Source organism: Candidatus Pelagibacter sp. Uisw_127 (assembly GCF_047722515.1).
In the GTDB taxonomy this organism is placed as follows: Bacteria; Pseudomonadota; Alphaproteobacteria; order Pelagibacterales; family Pelagibacteraceae; genus Pelagibacter.
Genome location: NZ_CP159815.1, coordinates 253,803 through 271,357, shown reverse-complemented (window position 1 = coordinate 271,357; position 17,555 = coordinate 253,803). Strand labels below are relative to the sequence as shown.

The 17,555-nt window shown below is 31.7% G+C and carries 15 protein-coding genes; 5 read left to right on the top strand and 10 right to left on the bottom strand.

Features of this window, described 5'->3' with window-relative positions; genetic code table 11:
• Positions 1-34: 34 nt before the first annotated feature.
• From ABXT65_RS01380 to speB, 3 genes are all read right to left on the bottom strand, one after another.
• Positions 35-1,483, bottom strand: coding sequence for an NCS1 family nucleobase:cation symporter-1 (locus tag ABXT65_RS01380; RefSeq protein WP_415323713.1), 1,449 nt, complete (start codon positions 1,481-1,483; stop codon positions 35-37).
• Positions 1,484-1,725: 242 nt separating this feature from the next.
• A complete protein-coding gene (locus ABXT65_RS01375) occupies positions 1,726-3,162 on the bottom strand; it encodes an aldehyde dehydrogenase family protein (protein ID WP_415323712.1) in 1,437 nt (478 codons plus the stop codon).
• A gap of 14 nt (positions 3,163-3,176) precedes the next feature.
• Positions 3,177-4,142: an agmatinase gene (speB, locus tag ABXT65_RS01370; RefSeq protein WP_415323711.1), complete on the bottom strand. Its 966-nt coding sequence runs from the start codon at positions 4,140-4,142 to the stop codon at positions 3,177-3,179.
• 58 nt (positions 4,143-4,200) lie between these two features.
• On the opposite strand from speB, the gene ABXT65_RS01365 reads away from it, so the two are divergent.
• The 3 genes from ABXT65_RS01365 (at position 4,201) to ABXT65_RS01355 (ending at position 6,849) form a co-directional block, all read left to right on the top strand.
• Complete coding sequence (locus ABXT65_RS01365; RefSeq protein ID WP_415323710.1) at positions 4,201-4,938, top strand: putative zinc-binding metallopeptidase; 738 nt, start codon at positions 4,201-4,203, stop codon at positions 4,936-4,938.
• Complete coding sequence (locus ABXT65_RS01360; protein ID WP_415323709.1) at positions 4,939-5,583, top strand: peptidylprolyl isomerase; 645 nt, start codon at positions 4,939-4,941, stop codon at positions 5,581-5,583.
• Between the two features lie 81 nt (positions 5,584-5,664).
• Positions 5,665-6,849, top strand: a complete 1,185-nt coding sequence (locus ABXT65_RS01355; protein WP_415323708.1) for a primosomal protein — start codon at positions 5,665-5,667, stop codon at positions 6,847-6,849.
• On the opposite strand, the gene ABXT65_RS01350 is transcribed toward ABXT65_RS01355, so the two are convergent.
• The 7 genes from ABXT65_RS01350 to ABXT65_RS01320 form a co-directional block, all read right to left on the bottom strand.
• Positions 6,846-9,068: a 3-hydroxyacyl-CoA dehydrogenase NAD-binding domain-containing protein gene (locus ABXT65_RS01350; protein WP_415323707.1), complete on the bottom strand. Its 2,223-nt coding sequence runs from the start codon at positions 9,066-9,068 to the stop codon at positions 6,846-6,848. The two genes, ABXT65_RS01355 and ABXT65_RS01350, sit on opposite strands and share 4 nt — an antisense overlap.
• A 56-nt stretch (positions 9,069-9,124) precedes the next feature.
• A complete protein-coding gene (locus ABXT65_RS01345; RefSeq protein WP_415323706.1) occupies positions 9,125-9,979 on the bottom strand; it encodes an ABC transporter permease in 855 nt (284 codons plus the stop codon).
• A gap of 3 nt (positions 9,980-9,982) precedes the next feature.
• Positions 9,983-11,230, bottom strand: a complete 1,248-nt coding sequence (locus tag ABXT65_RS01340; RefSeq protein ID WP_415323705.1) for an ABC transporter permease — start codon at positions 11,228-11,230, stop codon at positions 9,983-9,985.
• A gap of 84 nt (positions 11,231-11,314) precedes the next feature.
• Positions 11,315-12,436: an extracellular solute-binding protein gene (locus ABXT65_RS01335; RefSeq protein WP_415323704.1), complete on the bottom strand. Its 1,122-nt coding sequence runs from the start codon at positions 12,434-12,436 to the stop codon at positions 11,315-11,317.
• A 134-nt stretch (positions 12,437-12,570) separates the two neighbouring features.
• A complete protein-coding gene (locus ABXT65_RS01330) occupies positions 12,571-13,659 on the bottom strand; it encodes an ABC transporter ATP-binding protein (protein ID WP_415323703.1) in 1,089 nt (362 codons plus the stop codon).
• A 59-nt stretch (positions 13,660-13,718) separates the two neighbouring features.
• Positions 13,719-14,885, bottom strand: a complete 1,167-nt coding sequence (locus ABXT65_RS01325; protein ID WP_415323702.1) for a M24 family metallopeptidase — start codon at positions 14,883-14,885, stop codon at positions 13,719-13,721.
• 5 nt (positions 14,886-14,890) lie between these two features.
• Positions 14,891-15,634, bottom strand: a complete 744-nt coding sequence (locus tag ABXT65_RS01320; protein WP_415323701.1) for a racemase — start codon at positions 15,632-15,634, stop codon at positions 14,891-14,893.
• Positions 15,635-15,801: 167 nt separating this feature from the next.
• Between ABXT65_RS01320 and ABXT65_RS01315 the strand changes: the two genes are divergently transcribed.
• Both ABXT65_RS01315 and ABXT65_RS01310 read left to right on the top strand, forming a co-directional pair.
• The gene (locus tag ABXT65_RS01315) at positions 15,802-16,968 is read left to right on the top strand and encodes an LLM class flavin-dependent oxidoreductase (RefSeq protein WP_415323700.1); all 1,167 of its coding nucleotides are present in this window, start codon (positions 15,802-15,804) and stop codon (positions 16,966-16,968) included.
• Entirely contained in the window at positions 16,968-17,555 is a 588-nt protein-coding gene (locus tag ABXT65_RS01310) for an amino acid synthesis family protein (RefSeq protein WP_415323699.1), read from the top strand. Before ABXT65_RS01315 ends, ABXT65_RS01310 begins: the two co-directional genes overlap by 1 nt.

Sequence of the window (17,555 nt, the reverse complement as noted above, 5' to 3'; positions counted from 1 at the left end):
CGACGGGTCTTTTTTTAACTATAAGTTTATCTTATTATCTTTTAGATATAGCCAAGTGAACTACAGCACCAAGTGATGCTCCGATTATCCAGGCATATCCTCCGCCACCACCTAAGTTAGCGAAGAAATCATCTAATCCTAAAAATAGGATATTTGGCCAAACAGATCCTACGGCAATATAACCCGAAAGAATCCAGGCGATCATTCCTTTATGGTTAAAACCACCATTGTAATGATATTTGGCATTTGGACTTGCATCAAACAAATCGTCTACATCTATTTTTTCTTTCTTGATAATGTAGTAATCAACCATCATGATACCAAATACAGGTGCGAGAATTGCTCCTAAAGTATTAACAAATGGAAATAAACCCATTTGAGTAATAACAGCAACCCACATACCACCAATAATAAAACCAAAACCAGCAGTTATTAATCCACCCGTTTTAAAGCTAATTTTACTTGGCATTAAGTTAGCTAAGTCATACGCAGGAGGTATAAAGTTTGCGACCATATTTATTCCAACTGTCGCTGCAAAAAAAGCAAATGCAGCAATAATTGTTAAACCTAGATTATCCACTTTAGCTACCATCTCTGTTGGACTTGCTACGTACTCACCAAAAATAGCTATTGTTCCACCAGTGATCATTAAAGTTATGAAAGAGAATAAAATTACGTTTCCTACTAATCCCCATAGGTTTCCTTTTTTCATTTCTTCTTCATTTTTAACAAATCTAGCAAAGTCACCAAAGTTGATTACTACTGCAGCGAAATATCCAACCATAATTGAAAATACAGCGATGAAAGCTCCCATTGATCCTAAGCCTTCAAAACCACCAGTTCGTTCTCCTCCAGAAAATATAGACCCTACTTCTGAAAAAAGTCCTCCACCGGCTTTAACCCAAATAACAATCATTAAAAAAATCATTACTGCGTAGACCGCTGGTCCTGCAAAATTTAAGAACTTTTTAATAAGATCAACACCTTGCCAAAATAGATAAACTTGGAAAGCTGATACAAATATAAATGAAACCCACATTACACCCGTCATACCAAGCATCATAACTTCACCTTCCATTCCTGTAACACCAGTAATTAAAAGTGCTACCGCAGTGGATGCAGCGTAAGTTTGTGCTCCATACCAAAACATTGCAACAATTCCTCTAGCCATTGCTGGAAAGTTTGCTCCAAATACACCCATACTTACACGAGCAAATACTGGATATGGAATTCCATGTTTTACACTTGGTTTACCTGAAAGGTTAACTAGCCACATTATAAAAAATCCTGCAAGAATTAATGCAGCAAATACAGCCCAGCCATTTAGTCCTGATGCTAAAAATAATGATGCTGCCAAAGTATAACCAAATAAACTTTGAACATCATTAGCCCATACGTTAAAGATTTCGAACCATCCCCAATTTTTTTTATTACTTGGAGTTGGAGCTAAATCTGAATTGTAGAGTTTTGACGATCTACCCATATTATTCTCCCTCTTTAATTGTTTACTTATTTTGTTACCGTGAATAAGATCAGGTAACTATTAATGCAAGGGTATGGATTGACTGCTAAAGTGCAAATAAAAAATACACAACCTGTTATTGATAAGAATTAATGCCTACAACAAACGCTAATTGAATTGAGTTAAACCTAAATTGGACATAAAATAGTTTAAACCCAAATTGGACAAGGGGAATTTTATTAATTTACAATATTAAAAAAAAATTAGTCGTTCCAACCACTTACTACTTTAACTTCTAAATACTCTTCTAAGCCTAATTTACCAGCTTCACGACCAATACCAGAATGTTTGTATCCACCAAATGGCGCATCAGGTGCTAAGCCAGCGCCATTAATATCAACCATTCCTGATCTCAGTTTTCTAGCCACTCTATTGGCTTTTTCTTGATCTTGAGTTTGAATAAAGTTTAATAATCCATAGGGAGTGTCATTAGCTATTGAGATTGCTTCTTCCTCTGTTTCAAAAGGTATAATCGATAAAACAGGTCCAAATATTTCTGTTCTTGCAATTTGCATTTGATTGTTAACATCTGCAAATGCAGTAGGTTTAACAAAATAACCTTTATCTAATCCTTCTGGTTTACCTATTCCACCAGCAACTAACTTGGCACCTTCATCAATGCCAACTTGAATTAGTGTTTGAATTTTATCAAATTGAGTTTTTGAAACAACAGGACCAATATGATCACCTTCTTTTGTTGCAACATCTACCTTCATTGAGTTAGCAAAATTTTTAACTCTTTCTACAGTTTCGTTATAGATTGATTTTTCAACTAACATTCTTGTGGGTGCATTACAGGATTGTCCTGAATTTCTAAAGCACCTTAGGGCACCTCTCTCAACTGCTTCAGCATCAGCATCTTTAAATATAATATTTGCACCTTTTCCACCAAGTTCAAGACTAACTCTCTTAAAATCGCTTGCTGCATTTTGGGAAATTAAAGCACCTGCTCTAGTTGATCCTGTAAATGAGACCATGTTTACATCAGGGTGACTTGTTAATGCGTTTCCAGTAACTGCGCCATCTCCATTTATTAAATTAAATACACCTTTTGGTAATTTAATTTCATCAATCATTTCTGCTAAAATCATTGATGATAATGGAGCTATCTCTGATGGTTTAAGCACCATTGTACAACCTGCAGCTATAGCTGGGATTACTTTTAAACATACTTGATTCATTGGCCAATTCCATGGAGTAATTAGTGCACAAACTCCCTTTGGCTCATGTAAAATATTATTATTAAGAGCATGTTCACCCAATTTTGCTTCAAATGTATATTCCTTTAAAACTTTTATATAAGATTTTATATGACTGGCTCCAGTTCCAGCTTGTAACTGTGTTGAAAAATCAATTGGTGCTCCCATTTCAAGAGATATAGCTTTAGCCATATCCGCCCATCTTTTTTTATAAACAGAATATAAAGCTTCTAAATATTTTAATCTTTCTTTTTTTGTCGAGAATGCCCAAGTTTCAAAAGCTTTAGTTGCAGCACTTACTGCATCATTAACATCTTCAACTCCACCTAAAGATATAACTGCACACTCTTCTTCGTTTGAAGGATCAATTACTTTAAAATCATTTGATTGTTTTGGAGAAACCCATTGGCCATTAATGTAAAAATTTTTTCTATCTAACATTTTCGAAAAATATCTTATCTTTTAACTTTTGCAAACAAATTAGTTAACTCATAAACAATTGTTGCAGCTGCTAAAGATGTAACTTCTGCATGATCGTATGCTGGAGACACTTCCACTACATCTGCTGAAATTAGATTTAAACCTGACAGTCCTCTTATAACATTAACCATTTCTCTCGTGGTCATACCTGCAATCTCAGGAGTTCCTGTTCCTGGTGCAAAAGCGGGGTCCAAAACATCTATATCGATTGATAAGTAAAGTGGATTGTTACCAACTCTTTTTCTTATTCTTTCAGCAATTTTATCTGTTCCTTGCGTTTGAAACTCGTCACAATGAATGATTTTAAAACCAAACTCTTCATCATTTTTAATATCATCTCTACTGTAAAGAGGACCTCTAATGCCAACATGCATTGAAGCATCATCTAAAAATAAATTTTCTTCCCTTGCTCTTCGAAAGGGTGTTCCATGTGTATATGGTGCTCCAAAATATGTATCCCATGTATCTAAATGTGCATCAAAATGTACTAGAGCAACTGGTCCATTATTCATTTTATTAATAGCTCTGAGTAATGGAAGGGCGATTGTGTGATCACCACCTAAACTAATAATGCCTCCAACTTTACCAAGAAGTTGCGTAGCACCTTCTTCTATTTGTTTAATAGCTTCATCAATATTAAATGGATTACATGTGATATCACCAGCGTCCGCAACTTGCTGAACCTTGAAAGGTTCAACGTCATAACTAGGGTGATAATTGGTTCTTAAATGTCTTGATGCCTGTCTAATACTCATTGGTCCAAATCTTGCACCTGGTCTATAGCTAGTACCCGCATCAAATGGTATTCCAACAATTGCTACATCACAACTTTCAACATCTCTTAATTCTGGTAACCTTGCAAAAGTAGATGGTCCAGCAAATCTAGGGACTTTAGTTCCACTGACAGGTTGAACGGGATTTTTATTTCTATCTTTTTTCATTTATAAATAAAATGTACCACATTCTACAAGAATGGAATATATTCTATCTTTAAAAATTATGAACTTAATAAAGGCTATTTTACTATTAATTTTTTTTATTACACCTCTGAAGGCAAATACTATCTACAATTTAATTAAGATTCCTAACTTAGAGATTTATGAAATTAATACTCAAAATAGACTTAAGTATTTTTATGCTGCGAGGCCCTTTAGGTTGGGCACTCAAAAAAATATTGTTTGTTCAAATCCAAGTAAGAAAGATTTAGAAATAAAATATAAAATTATTTATAAAAATCTTAGCAGATATTCTTACAATTATTTAAAGAAAATTAACCTTAAATATATTGTTATGTGTGAAAATTTATCAATCTCTGAATTATATACCGCAGGGATTCCTGACAATATAATGAAAACATTAATACTAGATATTAAATTTAATGAAGATTACTTTGAAAGGGTAATTCATCATGAAGTTTTTCATATAATACATCTTCAACATAAAAAAATTTTTAACGAACAAGAGTGGATTAAATTTAATAATTCTAAATTTAAATATGCTAAATGTTCTACGTGTACAAAAAACATAGGGTTAGACAAATACGATAAAACAAAAGGTTTTTTTACAGAATATTCTAAGTCCACAGCTTCAGAGGACATGGCTGAAGTTTATTCACATATGATTTTTTTAAAAAAAAATGATATTGACCAAATTCGTAAATTAGATCCAATTTTGAATAATAAAATTTCATATATTGAAAGTAAGATAAAACAAATAGATACTTCTTTTATTTTTTAGATGATAAAAAAAATTGAAGCATCTTTATCAGAAAAAATTATTTTAATCTTTCTGACATTATTGGGGATTACTACTTTGAGTATATATATTGTGCTTAAGAACCAATGTTTGTTTGTGAAAAATTTTGATCCAAAAAATATTACTTTTGAAAAATCAAATAATATTGCAATTTTGAATGCACCTTGTGGTAATGTTATAATAGAGCTGTACCCAAACATTTCTCCTAATGGAGTTAAACGGTTTAAAAAGCTAATAACAACTAACGCTTATGAGGATATTGCCTTTCATAGAGTTATTAAAAATAAACTTGTCCAAGCTGGTGACTTAGAATTTGGTAAAAAAGGATCATTAGATTATGGGAAAATTGGTACTGGTAAATCTGGATTGGGAACAATCGAATCAGAAATTGATGACAAGTTTGATTACGTTAGAGGAAGTGTTGGGTTGGCAAGGACATTTAGAAATAACACTGAAGATAGTCAATTTTTTATAATCCTTCAGGATGAGCCATTATTCGAAGGAGAGTATACTCCAGTAGGTAAAGTTCTTTATGGTCTAGAAATATTAGAAAAAATTAAATATCAAAGAAATTCTGAGTATATATTGAGACCTGATTTTATTAACTCCTTTAAAATGCTCAATTAATACTTAATAAAATCTCAAGTTGAACCCATTTTAACCAGTCATAATCTATTTTTATGTATAAAAATTTGATGAACTTAAAATGTGAAAAATATCCTTAAAAAAAAAATTGAAAAAAAAATAAGTTTAGGTAAAAAAAAATTAATCGATAATCCCTTAAAAATTTTCAAAAAAATTACATCTTTATCTTTAAAAGAAAAATTTAGAAATTTCAAAGAAAAGATTAAACAGAAAGAGCTAGAAAAAATTGAATTATCAAAAAAAGAAAAAATCAAAGAATTACAGAGACAAGAATTAAATCAAGAAAAACAAAAAAAAGAAGAAATAAGATTAATAAAACAAAAAGAGTTAGATAAGATTAAAGAAGAGAAACAAAAAGTAGAGAGAAAAGAAAGACAAAAATTAAAAATTATAAAACAACAAAAGCAAATAGAAAGAAAAAAAATTAAACTTGAGGAAAAAAAATTAAAAGCCGAAAGTCAAAGGTTAATGGATTATGAAGAAGAAAAACAAAGACAAGATAATTTAAAGTTACAAGAGGAAAAAATAAGAGTAAATTTTTTTGAAAAACAAAGAATAAGACAAGAAAAACAAAAAGAACGGATAGAGCAAGATAGATTAATAGCTTTTAAGCGTCAAAAAGACAGAGAAGAAATACAAAAAATAAAAGATGAAGAGCAAAGATTAAAAGATATTGAACTTGATAAACAAAAAATTGAAGAGCGATTATTACAAGAAGAAGAGCGTAAATTAGAATATCAAGAAAAAAAACTACAAGAAGTAGAACAAGAGATAAATAAAATTGAAGAACAGAGATTAAGAGAGAAAGAAATTCAAATATTAAAAGAAGCAGATGAATTAAGAGAAAAAGAGGAAGAATTTAGATCCAAAGAGCATCATGAAATAATGGAACTAAAAGAATTAAAAGAGAAAGAAATTCAGCATATTAAAAAAGAAGAAGAACTGAAATTAAGAGAAGAAGAATTAAGATTAAAAGAATTAAATGAAGAAAAAGTAATTAATTTAAGAATTATTGAAGCGAATAGAATTGAGGATGAAGAAAAGAGAATAAAAGAATGGGAAATAAAATTTGATGAGGAGCAAGCTAGAAAAGAAGAGGAACTGATACAAAAATTTAAAGAAAATTTAACAAAAAATGTGATTAAAAAAGAAATAATAGTTGAAGAGATGATAGAAGAAGAAAAAGAAGATACGGTAGAAAAAGAAGAGATGGTGGAAGAAGAAAAAGAACCAAAAGAAAAATATTAATTAATCAAAGGTTTTCCTGTTACCAAAGTGTGTTTAATTCGATCTTGAGTTTCTTTTGTTTCAATCAGTCTCATAAAAGCGTCTAATTCTAATTTAAATAAATCATCTTCTGATAAGGTTTTATCAATTGTAGTATCTCCCCCACTTAGAACATGTGCCAATTCCTTTGCAACAATTACACCATGATCACGAATTATTTCTTTATTGTAAAGCTTTTCTATAATTTTGTTCATTTCTATTAAAAGTTCTTTTCCTGGTAGTTTAAATTTTGTCTCTGATGGAGACTTAAATTCTTTATTGTTATCTAAAATCTTTTTTGAAACTTCTAGTAGACTATTTCTGTTCATTATCTTTTTATCTTCAGGTTTCAAATATTTCATGGGCTCTGCCTCAACTGGTGAGGTTGCAGTTCTTCCATAACCAATAATATCAAATACCTTTAAGGGGGCATAATGAGTGTCTTTTCTAGCCTCATCTGTGTCGAGCCATCTTGCCAACATTTCCTTACATCCACCACCCGCTGGTATTAATCCGACTATCGTTTCTACCAATCCAACTACAATATTTGTATGTGAGGCTACAAAATTACTTTGAACCATAACTTCAAATCCTCCACCAAGTGTTAATCCAGATGGTGCGGAAACAACTGGATGATCAGAGTATTTAAGGTGTTTGCAAGTCTCCTGAAAATATTTAATAAATTTTTCTATAGATTTGAAATCACTCTTATTTGCAAAATCCATTGTATAACTCAAATTTACTCCAGCAGAAAACTGCATACTCTCATTCATTATAATCAATGGTTTATCTGTAGCTTTTTTTAAAGCATCCATTGAATCATAATCCAAAGCATTTGCTTTAGTTGTAAACTCAACAATGTTATAATCATTAAATCTATATATCTGAGCTGAATTATTTCCATCTACACTTAGGGCTTTTTTTTTAACTTTTCCAAATGTTTCAATTTCAGTATATTTTTGTCTAGATCCATAAAAATCTTGATTTTTATTTTGATATAAATTTTCTAGAAAAATATTTCCTTTAAAATCTTCAATTTTATCAAAAAAGTTTTCAACACCAATTTCTTCCAACATCTCAAAAGGTCCTTTAGTCCAATTAAAACCTAGTCTCATTGCTTCATCAATGTCATTAAAATCTTTTGTAATTGACGGGACTAAAGATGAGGCATATTTAATAATTTTAGAAATAACAGACCAGGCATATTTTCCATACTTGTCCTCTCTTGAGATTAATGTTTTAAGGTCTACTTTCTCTGATTTAATATTAATTTTTTTGCTTGATGAATATTCTCCAGTTTCAAGATTAATTGCTTCCATTACTTTTGCTTCACCAGTTTTGTTAACTCTATAAAAACCTCCCTTGCCTTTACGACCTGTATATCCAGTTTCAATTAACTTTTTTACTAAGGGAATTTCTTTTGCAACTATTTGAAAAGGATCATTTTCTGATAATTCTTTAATAAAACTTTTTAGGACATCAGCCATTAAATCAATACCAATTAGATCATAAAGGCCAAATACACCTGTTTTTGGTATGCCCATTGGTCTTCCAAAAATTGCATCTGCTTCTTCGATGCTAAGTTTCATTTTAAAGGCTTCAGTCATTGCGACTTGCATTGCAAAAACTCCTATTCTATTCCCTAAAAATCCTGGAGTATCATTGCAAACGATTGCACCTTTGCCCAACTCAATCTCACAAAATTTTTTTAAAGAGTTTATTTTATCTAAATCATTATTTTCATTTTTAACTATTTCTAACAACCCCATGTATCTAACTGGATTAAAAAAGTGAGTTATACAAAAATCTTTTTTTTCCTCTTCTGATAAATGTTGAGACAAAACTTTAATAGGTATGGAGGATGTATTTGAAGAAACGATTGCACCTTTTTTTCTGTCTTTAAATATTTTTTCATAGATATCGTGCTTGATCTCTATTCTTTCAACTACGGCTTCTACAACCCAATCTGCTTCTTTAACCTCATCAAAATTATCTACAATATTTCCTACTTTAATATTATTTATTTTTGACTTATCTAATAAAAGTGGAGGTCTTGATTTGTGAATTTTATCACGTGCTTGTTCACTAATTTCAGTTTTTAAATCTAATAATGTTACTGGGATATTTGCATTACATAAGTGTGCTGCAATTCCACTACCCATAGTACCTGAACCAATAACTACTACTTTTTTAATTTCCATAAGATTTAAAAATTGAAGAACTATTTATAATAAAAAAAATGAACTTAGTAAATGAATTACCTATTAATTCCCCTTAGTCTTTCAGACCTTCTTCTTAAAAGTTCTGCACTAACTAGAATTAATGTAGACATTATAATCAAACAAGTTGCCACAGCCATTATTGTTGGACTTAACTGCTCTCTTAAACCAACCCACATTTGAATTGGAATAGTAGTATTTTCTAGTCCTGCTAAGAATAATACAACTACCACTTCATCAAATGAAGTTACAAAGGCAAATAGTGCGCCAGAAATAACACCTGGTAAAATTAATGGTAATGTTATTTTCATAAAAGTATTTACTGGATTACTTCCCAAACTTGCAGCAGCTCTTGTAACACTATGATCAAAACCTGTTAATGTTGCTGTTACTGTAATAACTACAAATGGTGTTCCTAAAATAATATGTGCTAAAATTATTCCTGTATGTGTTGCAGCTAAACCTACTTTTGCCATGAAGAAAAATATTGCTGTTCCTGAAATAATTAGCGGGACAATCATTGGTGATATTAATAAAGCCATGAATGCAGCTTTGTAAGGCATATGTCTACTACTTAAACCTAATGCCGCAACTGTTCCAAGAATTGTTGAGCCAATAGTTGCAAAGAAAGCAATGATAATACTATTTTTTGCAGCAAGTCCCCATGGATTTTTAGTTCCATAAATCATGTCCTCATACCATCTTAAAGAAAAACCTTCAGGATCAAGTGCTAACATTTTTGCTGAAAAGTGAATGTATTGCTCCGCATTAAATGAAAGTGGTAAGATTATAAACAATGGCGCAATTAAAAAGAAAAATACTAATCCACAAACAGTTAAATATGTGTAGTGCCAAATTCTATAATTCCATGCTGTATAAGTTGGTAATGACATAATTTATCCTAGTTTAATATTATCTATTCCTACTAATTTATTATAAATCCAATAAATAGTTAAGACACCAACCAACAACATTGTACCTAATGCAGCTGCAAATGACCAATCTAAAGAACTTTTCATGTGATAAGCAATCGTATTACTAATTAAAGATCCACTTGCTCCTCCAACTAATGCAGGAGTTATATAATAACCTATTGCTAAAATAAAAACTAACAAGGATCCAGCACCAATTCCAGGAACTGTTAATGGAAAGTAAATTTTTCTAAATGCTACAAATGGTGTTCCACCTAAAGATTTTCCAGCTCTCATTAAGCTTGGAGATATTGTTTTCATAACACTGTAAAGCGGTAAAACCATAAAAGGTAATAAAATTTGAGTCATTGCAACAAAAGTTCCAATTACATTATACATTAACTCAGGCCTATTATCGTTTGCTGCAAGTCCGAGAAATACAATTAAATCATTAATTGGGCCTTGCTGCTGAAGTAAAACCATCCAACTTGAGGTTCTAACTAATAATGACGTCCAAAAAGGAAGAAGAACACATATCATCAATAAATTACTATATTTCATGGGTAATGTAGCCAATAAGTATGAAATTGGATAAGCAAGTATGAAACAAAATATAGTTACCCAAAAAGCAACTTTGAGAGTTCTTAACCATAGTATCTTATGAATTCTTCTATCTTCATCTTGTTGAATTATTTTCCCATCTTGATCATACTTTAAATCAACACCTTTTAGATATTTAGCAAAAGTCCAATTTGGTGCAGCATTCTTTAAAGCAACAAAATATTCAGGCTGACCCCATCTCTTATGAACACTTATAAATTGCTCTTTATAATTGCCTTCTTCAAATTTTCCAAGTTTTCTAACTGTTTTTTTAATTAAGCTACTAAATCCACCTTTTTCATAATTAAGTCTTGCTATAATCTTACCGTAAGTTTTAGTCTTTTTTAAGTATGCTAGATCTTCATAAAGTGCTGCATAAACTGACTCTCCTGGAAGATCTTTTCCATCCCATTTTTCAATCGCTGTAAAGGTATTCGGCAGCATTTGAGTGATCTTACGATCATCAACACTTCTAAATAACATGTCACCTATTGGAAAAACATATGTAATTAAAAGAAACAGAAATAATGGCCCTACAAGAAATAGTGCTTTTAACTTATTTTTTCGCTCAGCTTTCCTTAAACTTACTTCTAGAGGTAAACCGTCTGATGATAATATTTGTTCTGTGCTCATATTTTGAAATTCTTAAAAAAAAAGGGCGGTTATTATGTAACCGCCCTAATATTTTATAATAAAAACTTAATCTATAATACTAAATTATAGTCCAGCTTTCATTGCTTCCCATTTCTCGTTGATTTCATCTTGGTTATCTGCCCAGAAATCAGGATTCATAAGGATATATTTTTTAGTGTTAGCAGGTGCTGTAGGCATGTGTTGTACCATGCTTGTTTTACCATCTTTATACCATGGTTCTCCAGCATCTATAATAGCGATTGAAGACTTTCTCCAAGGAGCGTAAGCAATATACTTAGCACTTCCAGCTAAACCTTCAGTACTTGTCATTTCTCTAAGTACTTTCATAGCTTTACCATTAGCATCGTTAGGTCCACCTTTAACCATTGCAAAATACTCATAGTCAAGAATTTGTCCATCCCATACCTGTACAAGAGGAGTTCCTTCCATTTGCGCATTAAAGAATCTACCGTTCCAACCAGTTGCCATTACTACTTCACCATTAGCAAGTAATTCAGGCGGTTGAGCTCCAGCACTCCAGAACACACATCCACCATTAGGATCATTACAAAGATCTGTGATCATTTTCATTGCTCTGTCAATTCCACCATCAGCTTCAAGTTTTCTGTAAGTTAAATCAGAACCTTTACCAGGGTTTACACCATCTGCAGTGATAGCAATTTCTAGGTTAGACATTGCACCTTTGTAAATTGATCTTTTACCAGGAAACTTTTTAGTATTAAAAAAGTCTTTTAGCGTAGTTGGTTTTTTATCACCAATTGTTGCATCATTGTAAGCATAGTTCCAAGAGTACAAGATATTTCCAACTGCACATTTAGAAGGCATACCTGTGAAATAATCTTGACTTGCAGGAGTTCCGTCTGGAGCAGGAGCGAAGTCTTTGTCGAAATCGAATTCAACAAAAATACCTTCGTCACATCCAATGATAGTATCTTTTGCGTATACATCAATGATGTCCCAAGTGATTTTACCAGCTTCTTTTTGAGCTTTAATTTCTGATAATCCACCAGTGTAGTCTACCCAATTAACAGGTATTCCTAATTTTGCTGCTGTAGGATCACCGTACCCTAATTTTTGACTTTCAGTGTAAGCACCACCCCAAGACACTACAGTAACTGCAAATGCCGAAGTCGTGATAGAAAGTACAAAAGATAGAGCAAGTAATAGTTTACTTAATTTTTTCATTTTCTCTCCTATTTAACGTTAACGTTTATTAATTTATAAAGTGAAAGTAAAACAACATAGGTACGTTTAGTCAACAGTCAATTATGGCTAATTTGCCTTTATTTATTTAGATTTTTTTAGTGAATTTTTAAAGATTATTTTGAATCTAAAGCTCTACAGTCAACACTGTTCCAGCCTATATTGAGTACGTTACCCTTTTTAAGGTCTAGTCTTGCAGTACTATTTGGAACTTTAAGAATAAAATCTTTATTTCCAAGTAAATCAACTCTAAGTCTTGTGTGATCACCATGATAAATTATTTCTTCTATTTTACCTTTATGATTATTATCCATTTTATCTGTAGGATCTATAATTGCTCTTTCAGGTCTCAGTGAAACTTTAGTTTTGTCCCCTTTTGCTTTTACAGCAACTGGATTTGCTAAAATTTCTGTGCCATCTTCTAATTTTACTTTACATTTATCACCTGAAATATCTGCAACTTGACCTAAAAATTTATTGTTTTCTCCAATAAATTCAGCAACAAAAGAATTAACTGGTTTTTCATATAATTCATCAGGGCTTGATAGCTGCTGGACTTTACCATCATTGAAAACTGCAATTCGATTTGACATTGTTAATGCTTCAGTTTGATCATGGGTTACATAAACAACTGTTACACCAATACTTTCATGAATATGTTTAATTTCATATTGCATGCTTTCTCTTAAATTTTTATCTAATGCTCCAAGTGGCTCATCCATCAATACCACCTGTGGGTCAAAAACTAATGATCTAGCCACAGCAACACGTTGTTGTTGTCCACCAGATAATTGCATTGGCATTCTTGCTTCAAAACCATGTAGGGAAACCATTGATAAAGCTTTATCAATTTTTTTATCTGCTTCATCTTTTGGAATTTTTCTCACTCTTAATGGAAAAGCTAAATTTTCATAAACAGTCATGTGTGGGAATAAAGCATAGTTTTGGAATACCATTCCAATTCCTCTTTTGTGAGGTGGAATATTTGAAATCACCTTACCATCTAGATAAATTTCTCCATGAGTTGGAGTTTCAAAACCAGCAAGCATCATTAAACAAGTTGTTTTACCAGAACCAGAGGGTCCTAACATAGTTACAAACTCACCCTCTTCAATATCTAAATTCAATCCTTTAACGACTAATACTTTACCATCATAGCTTTTGTCTACATTGTCAAATTTTACAAATTCTTTATTTTTTGCCATATTTTCTCCAGGGGATTTAAAACATTTGTTAGCTTATTTATCAAGTTTTTTTATTTCAATTACTTAATGTGAAGATCTTTTGAAAAATTGCAAAATAACTCACACCCTTTGTCAGTTATTCGTATTGCTTCTGATGCCTCAACACCCCACTCTCCAAATTGCATTACAGCAATCATATGAAAAGTAACATTTGGTTCTAGAATGGTCATATCACCTTTTGATATATTTAAAGTATGCTCACCCCAATCAGGTGGATAGCCAATTCCTATTGAATAACCAGTTCTAGAGGTTTTTTCTATTCCATATTTATCTAGAATTTTCCAAAAAGCTTGCGCAACATCATCAGCTGTTTGTCCAGGTTTTGCTGCATCTATTCCAGCTTGAAGAGCCTCATTTGTTTTATTCATAGTATCAGTTTTTATTTGATCAGGTTTTCCAAGTAAAACTGTTCTTGCCATTGGGCAATGGTACCTTTGATATACCCCTGAAAGTTCAATAATTGTAGCCTCACCCTCGACAAACCTATCTTGTGTTGCTGTTAAATGTGATGCTGAAGTACCTTTTCCTGTTGGAAGTAGTGTTGCAATACTTGAATACTCACCTCCAAAATCTGGGGTTCCATAAAATAATGCTTTTTGAATTTCACCTACGGCATCGCACTGTCTGACACCAGGATTTATTACATCAATTGCTGTTTGCATTCCTTTTTGGGAAATTATTGCTGCGGATTTCATAAGTTCTATCTCTGCATTAGATTTAACAACACGAGCCCAATTAACCAATCTTTCAGAATCTTTTAACTTAACATTTGGTAGCCCTTGTTTCATTTTTTCATAACAATAAGCTGTAAAATAATGACTATCCATTTCTAAACCTATTGTAAGTTTATCCCATTTTCTCTCTTTTATAATTTCTACTAAATTATCGTAAGGGTGCACTGGCCAAGTATGAATATATTTTTCATCATAAATTAAAATATTTTCATTTTTTAAATAAGTTTTTATATAAGCTCCACCTGAATCTTGCTTTCTAACCCAACACAATGGTTCATCGGCATTCACATGTACAATTACAGCTTGAGCATAATAAAATGACCAAGCATCATAGCCCGTTAAATAGTTCATATTTGCTGTATCACTAGAAATTAATAACTCTATGCCTTTTTCTTGCATTGAGCTTTGAACTTTTTTTAATCTTACTTTGTATTCTTCTTTGTTAAAATTCATATACTTTAACTATTAAATAATTTTCCAAAACCATCAATCTTTTCTTTATAATTAATTACATTGAGAGAGTCCCAAATTAAAGTTTGATTGCTTGATAGAACAACTTTCTTTAATTTTTCTTCTAGCTTATTAATTATAGATAGTACTGGTAAAGCCGTACACGAAACAAATAACGCCTCACTACCTGCAAGATCTATTTTTGACAAAACATCAAATAAATGATCCTCATCAACTTTTCCAATATCTAAATCTGATTCAATATCAAAATAAGTTAAAGAATTAATACCAATGTTTTCTTTTTCAAAGTAATTAACTACAGAGTCATTTATTGTTTTTGTATAAGGTGTAAAAATAGATATCTTATTAATGCCTAATTTATTTAATGCTTTAATAGCTGCAGTTATTGGCGTTGTTACCTTTGCTTCTGGTTTAGCTAAATTTACTTTTTCTTTTATCACATCATACCCAGCTGCAACTGTTCCAGACGTGCAACCATACGCTACACAATCTATTTTTTGATCTGGTAAAATATCTTTTGTAACATCAGTAATGTCATCTGACATTTTAGCTAACGTTTCATTAGTTAATGGATTGTAGCAATGAATTCTATTTACATAGAGATCAATGTCTCTTCCATAGATCACATTATTGAAATCTTTTTCAATTCTAAAATCGCTACCTAGTGTTATAAGACCAATTCTTGGGTTGGATTTTGAAATGTATTTTGGCTCAACCTTATTTAATTTCATAAATTACCTGTAATATTTTGATTAAATATATATTGAATAAGGAGTCTAGTTAAAATAGAGTTTAATAAAAGCGTACATAACTCGTCGTTATTTAAAGTTTAAACGGTACTAAAGAATACGAAAGTGGGATCAGTCGTCTTTAAATTTAATTATTTAAGGAGGTTTGAATGAAATTTGGATATTTTTGTAACACTACTAATTGGAATCATAAACCATACAATCAATTATTAAATGAAACTCAAGAAATCACTACTTACTGTGATGAAAATAATTGGGATTCTATTTGGTATACAGAACATCACTTCAATCACGAAGGAATGGAATCTTGCACCAACCCATTGATGATGGGAGTTGATGCTGCGGCCAGGACAAAACAAATTAGAATAGGTCAAGCTTGTAATGTAATTACATTTCATAATCCTATTCGTCTAGCTGAAGATATAGCTTTGCTAGATCAATTGTCTGAAGGAAGAGTTGATGTTGGTATTGGAAGAGGAATTTATGGAAGAGAAGCCATCAATATGAACAAAGAGGCTGACCTAAAAGATCAAGCTAAAAATTTTAGATTATTTGATGAAACTTTAACGGTGATGAAAAAAGCATGGACTGAAGAATTCTTTAGTCATCAAGGTGAGTTTTATACATACCCTACTTCTGGTTTTACTTGGCAGCACGATATGAGTCCGCCTAGTGATAAATTTTTAGATACGGTAACAAATGAAATAAAAAAAATTAGTGTTGTTCCAAAACCAAAACAACAGCCACACCCTCCTATATGGCAAGTGGTTGATGGAGCAAGATCTATTGAATGGGCAGCACAAAATGGATTAAACACTATAATGTGGATACCTACTGTTAAAGCTTTAAAAAAAAGATTCGAGATTTATAGAGATGCAAAATCTAAAGCAGAAAATAGAGATGTGCCATTAGGAGAGGGTGTATCTTTAGTTAGAGATATGTTCGTTGCTGAAACTATGGAGGAAGCAGAAAAATTGGCAGGCGAACATATAATTAATTATATGAAATGGGTTTGTCACTGGAGAGGATTAGGCAATCATATGGAGCCTGACGAAGAACTTCCAGAAACAAAACATAAATTAGATTTACTTAATTATGACTTCTTGCATAAAAGAAATTTATTATTTGGAACGCCTGAATATGTTGTTAATAAAATAAATGAATTAAAATCTGAATTAAATCTACAAAATTTACAAGTTTGGTCCAATTTTCCAGGTATGGATCATGAAACTTGTATGAGAAGTATAAAACTGTTTAATGATGAGGTGATACCAAAAATTAATTTAGATAATTTAAATATAGAAAAGGCTAGTTAATGAAACTTGAATTAAGAAAATTTACAAAATTTGTCGACAAAACTTTTATCGAAGGTGGTAAAGAAGCTAAAGAACCTGTTTTACTAGTTTCAGTTGCTGCTGTATTTAAAAATCCATGGCATGGAAAGGGTTTTGTTGAAGACCTAAAGCCAATTATTTTAGATTTAGCCCCCAAATTAGGTACTATTCTAGTTTCAGAATTAATAAAAGAAATGGGCGCACCTGAAAAAATTTTAGCGTACGGCAAGGCTGGTATCGTTGGACTTAATGGTGAAATTGAGCATGCATCGGCATTTATCCACACCTTAAGGTTTGGAAATAAATTTAGAGACGCTGTAGGTGGAACATCTTATTTGAGCTTTACTAATACAAGAGGTCCTGCTGGGTCTAAAATGTCAATTCCAATGATGCATAAAACAGACTCTGGTCTAAGACCTTATTATCTTACACATGAATTTACTATACACGACGCTCCTTTTGATGATGAAATAGTAATAGCAATTGGTGGCGCATCAAGTGGTAGAGCTCATGCTAGGACTGGGGACAGATATCAAGACATGAAAGAAATGGGACTGGATCCCAAATAG

What these genes read in the sequence shown, in the direction of transcription:
- ABXT65_RS01380 (WP_415323713.1), bottom strand. Translation starts at nt 1,483, where the DNA reads ATGGGTAGATCGTCAAAACTCTACAATTCAGATTTAGCTCCAACTCCA.
- ABXT65_RS01375 (WP_415323712.1), bottom strand. Translation starts at nt 3,162, where the DNA reads ATGTTAGATAGAAAAAATTTTTACATTAATGGCCAATGGGTTTCTCCA.
- speB (WP_415323711.1), bottom strand. Translation starts at nt 4,142, where the DNA reads ATGAAAAAAGATAGAAATAAAAATCCCGTTCAACCTGTCAGTGGAACT.
- ABXT65_RS01365 (WP_415323710.1), top strand. Translation starts at nt 4,201, where the DNA reads ATGAACTTAATAAAGGCTATTTTACTATTAATTTTTTTTATTACACCT.
- ABXT65_RS01360 (WP_415323709.1), top strand. Translation starts at nt 4,939, where the DNA reads ATGATAAAAAAAATTGAAGCATCTTTATCAGAAAAAATTATTTTAATC.
- ABXT65_RS01350 (WP_415323707.1), bottom strand. Translation starts at nt 9,068, where the DNA reads ATGGAAATTAAAAAAGTAGTAGTTATTGGTTCAGGTACTATGGGTAGT.
- ABXT65_RS01345 (WP_415323706.1), bottom strand. Translation starts at nt 9,979, where the DNA reads ATGTCATTACCAACTTATACAGCATGGAATTATAGAATTTGGCACTAC.
- ABXT65_RS01340 (WP_415323705.1), bottom strand. Translation starts at nt 11,230, where the DNA reads ATGAGCACAGAACAAATATTATCATCAGACGGTTTACCTCTAGAAGTA.
- ABXT65_RS01335 (WP_415323704.1), bottom strand. Translation starts at nt 12,436, where the DNA reads ATGAAAAAATTAAGTAAACTATTACTTGCTCTATCTTTTGTACTTTCT.
- ABXT65_RS01330 (WP_415323703.1), bottom strand. Translation starts at nt 13,659, where the DNA reads ATGGCAAAAAATAAAGAATTTGTAAAATTTGACAATGTAGACAAAAGC.
- ABXT65_RS01325 (WP_415323702.1), bottom strand. Translation starts at nt 14,885, where the DNA reads ATGAATTTTAACAAAGAAGAATACAAAGTAAGATTAAAAAAAGTTCAA.
- ABXT65_RS01320 (WP_415323701.1), bottom strand. Translation starts at nt 15,634, where the DNA reads ATGAAATTAAATAAGGTTGAGCCAAAATACATTTCAAAATCCAACCCA.
- ABXT65_RS01315 (WP_415323700.1), top strand. Translation starts at nt 15,802, where the DNA reads ATGAAATTTGGATATTTTTGTAACACTACTAATTGGAATCATAAACCA.
- ABXT65_RS01310 (WP_415323699.1), top strand. Translation starts at nt 16,968, where the DNA reads ATGAAACTTGAATTAAGAAAATTTACAAAATTTGTCGACAAAACTTTT.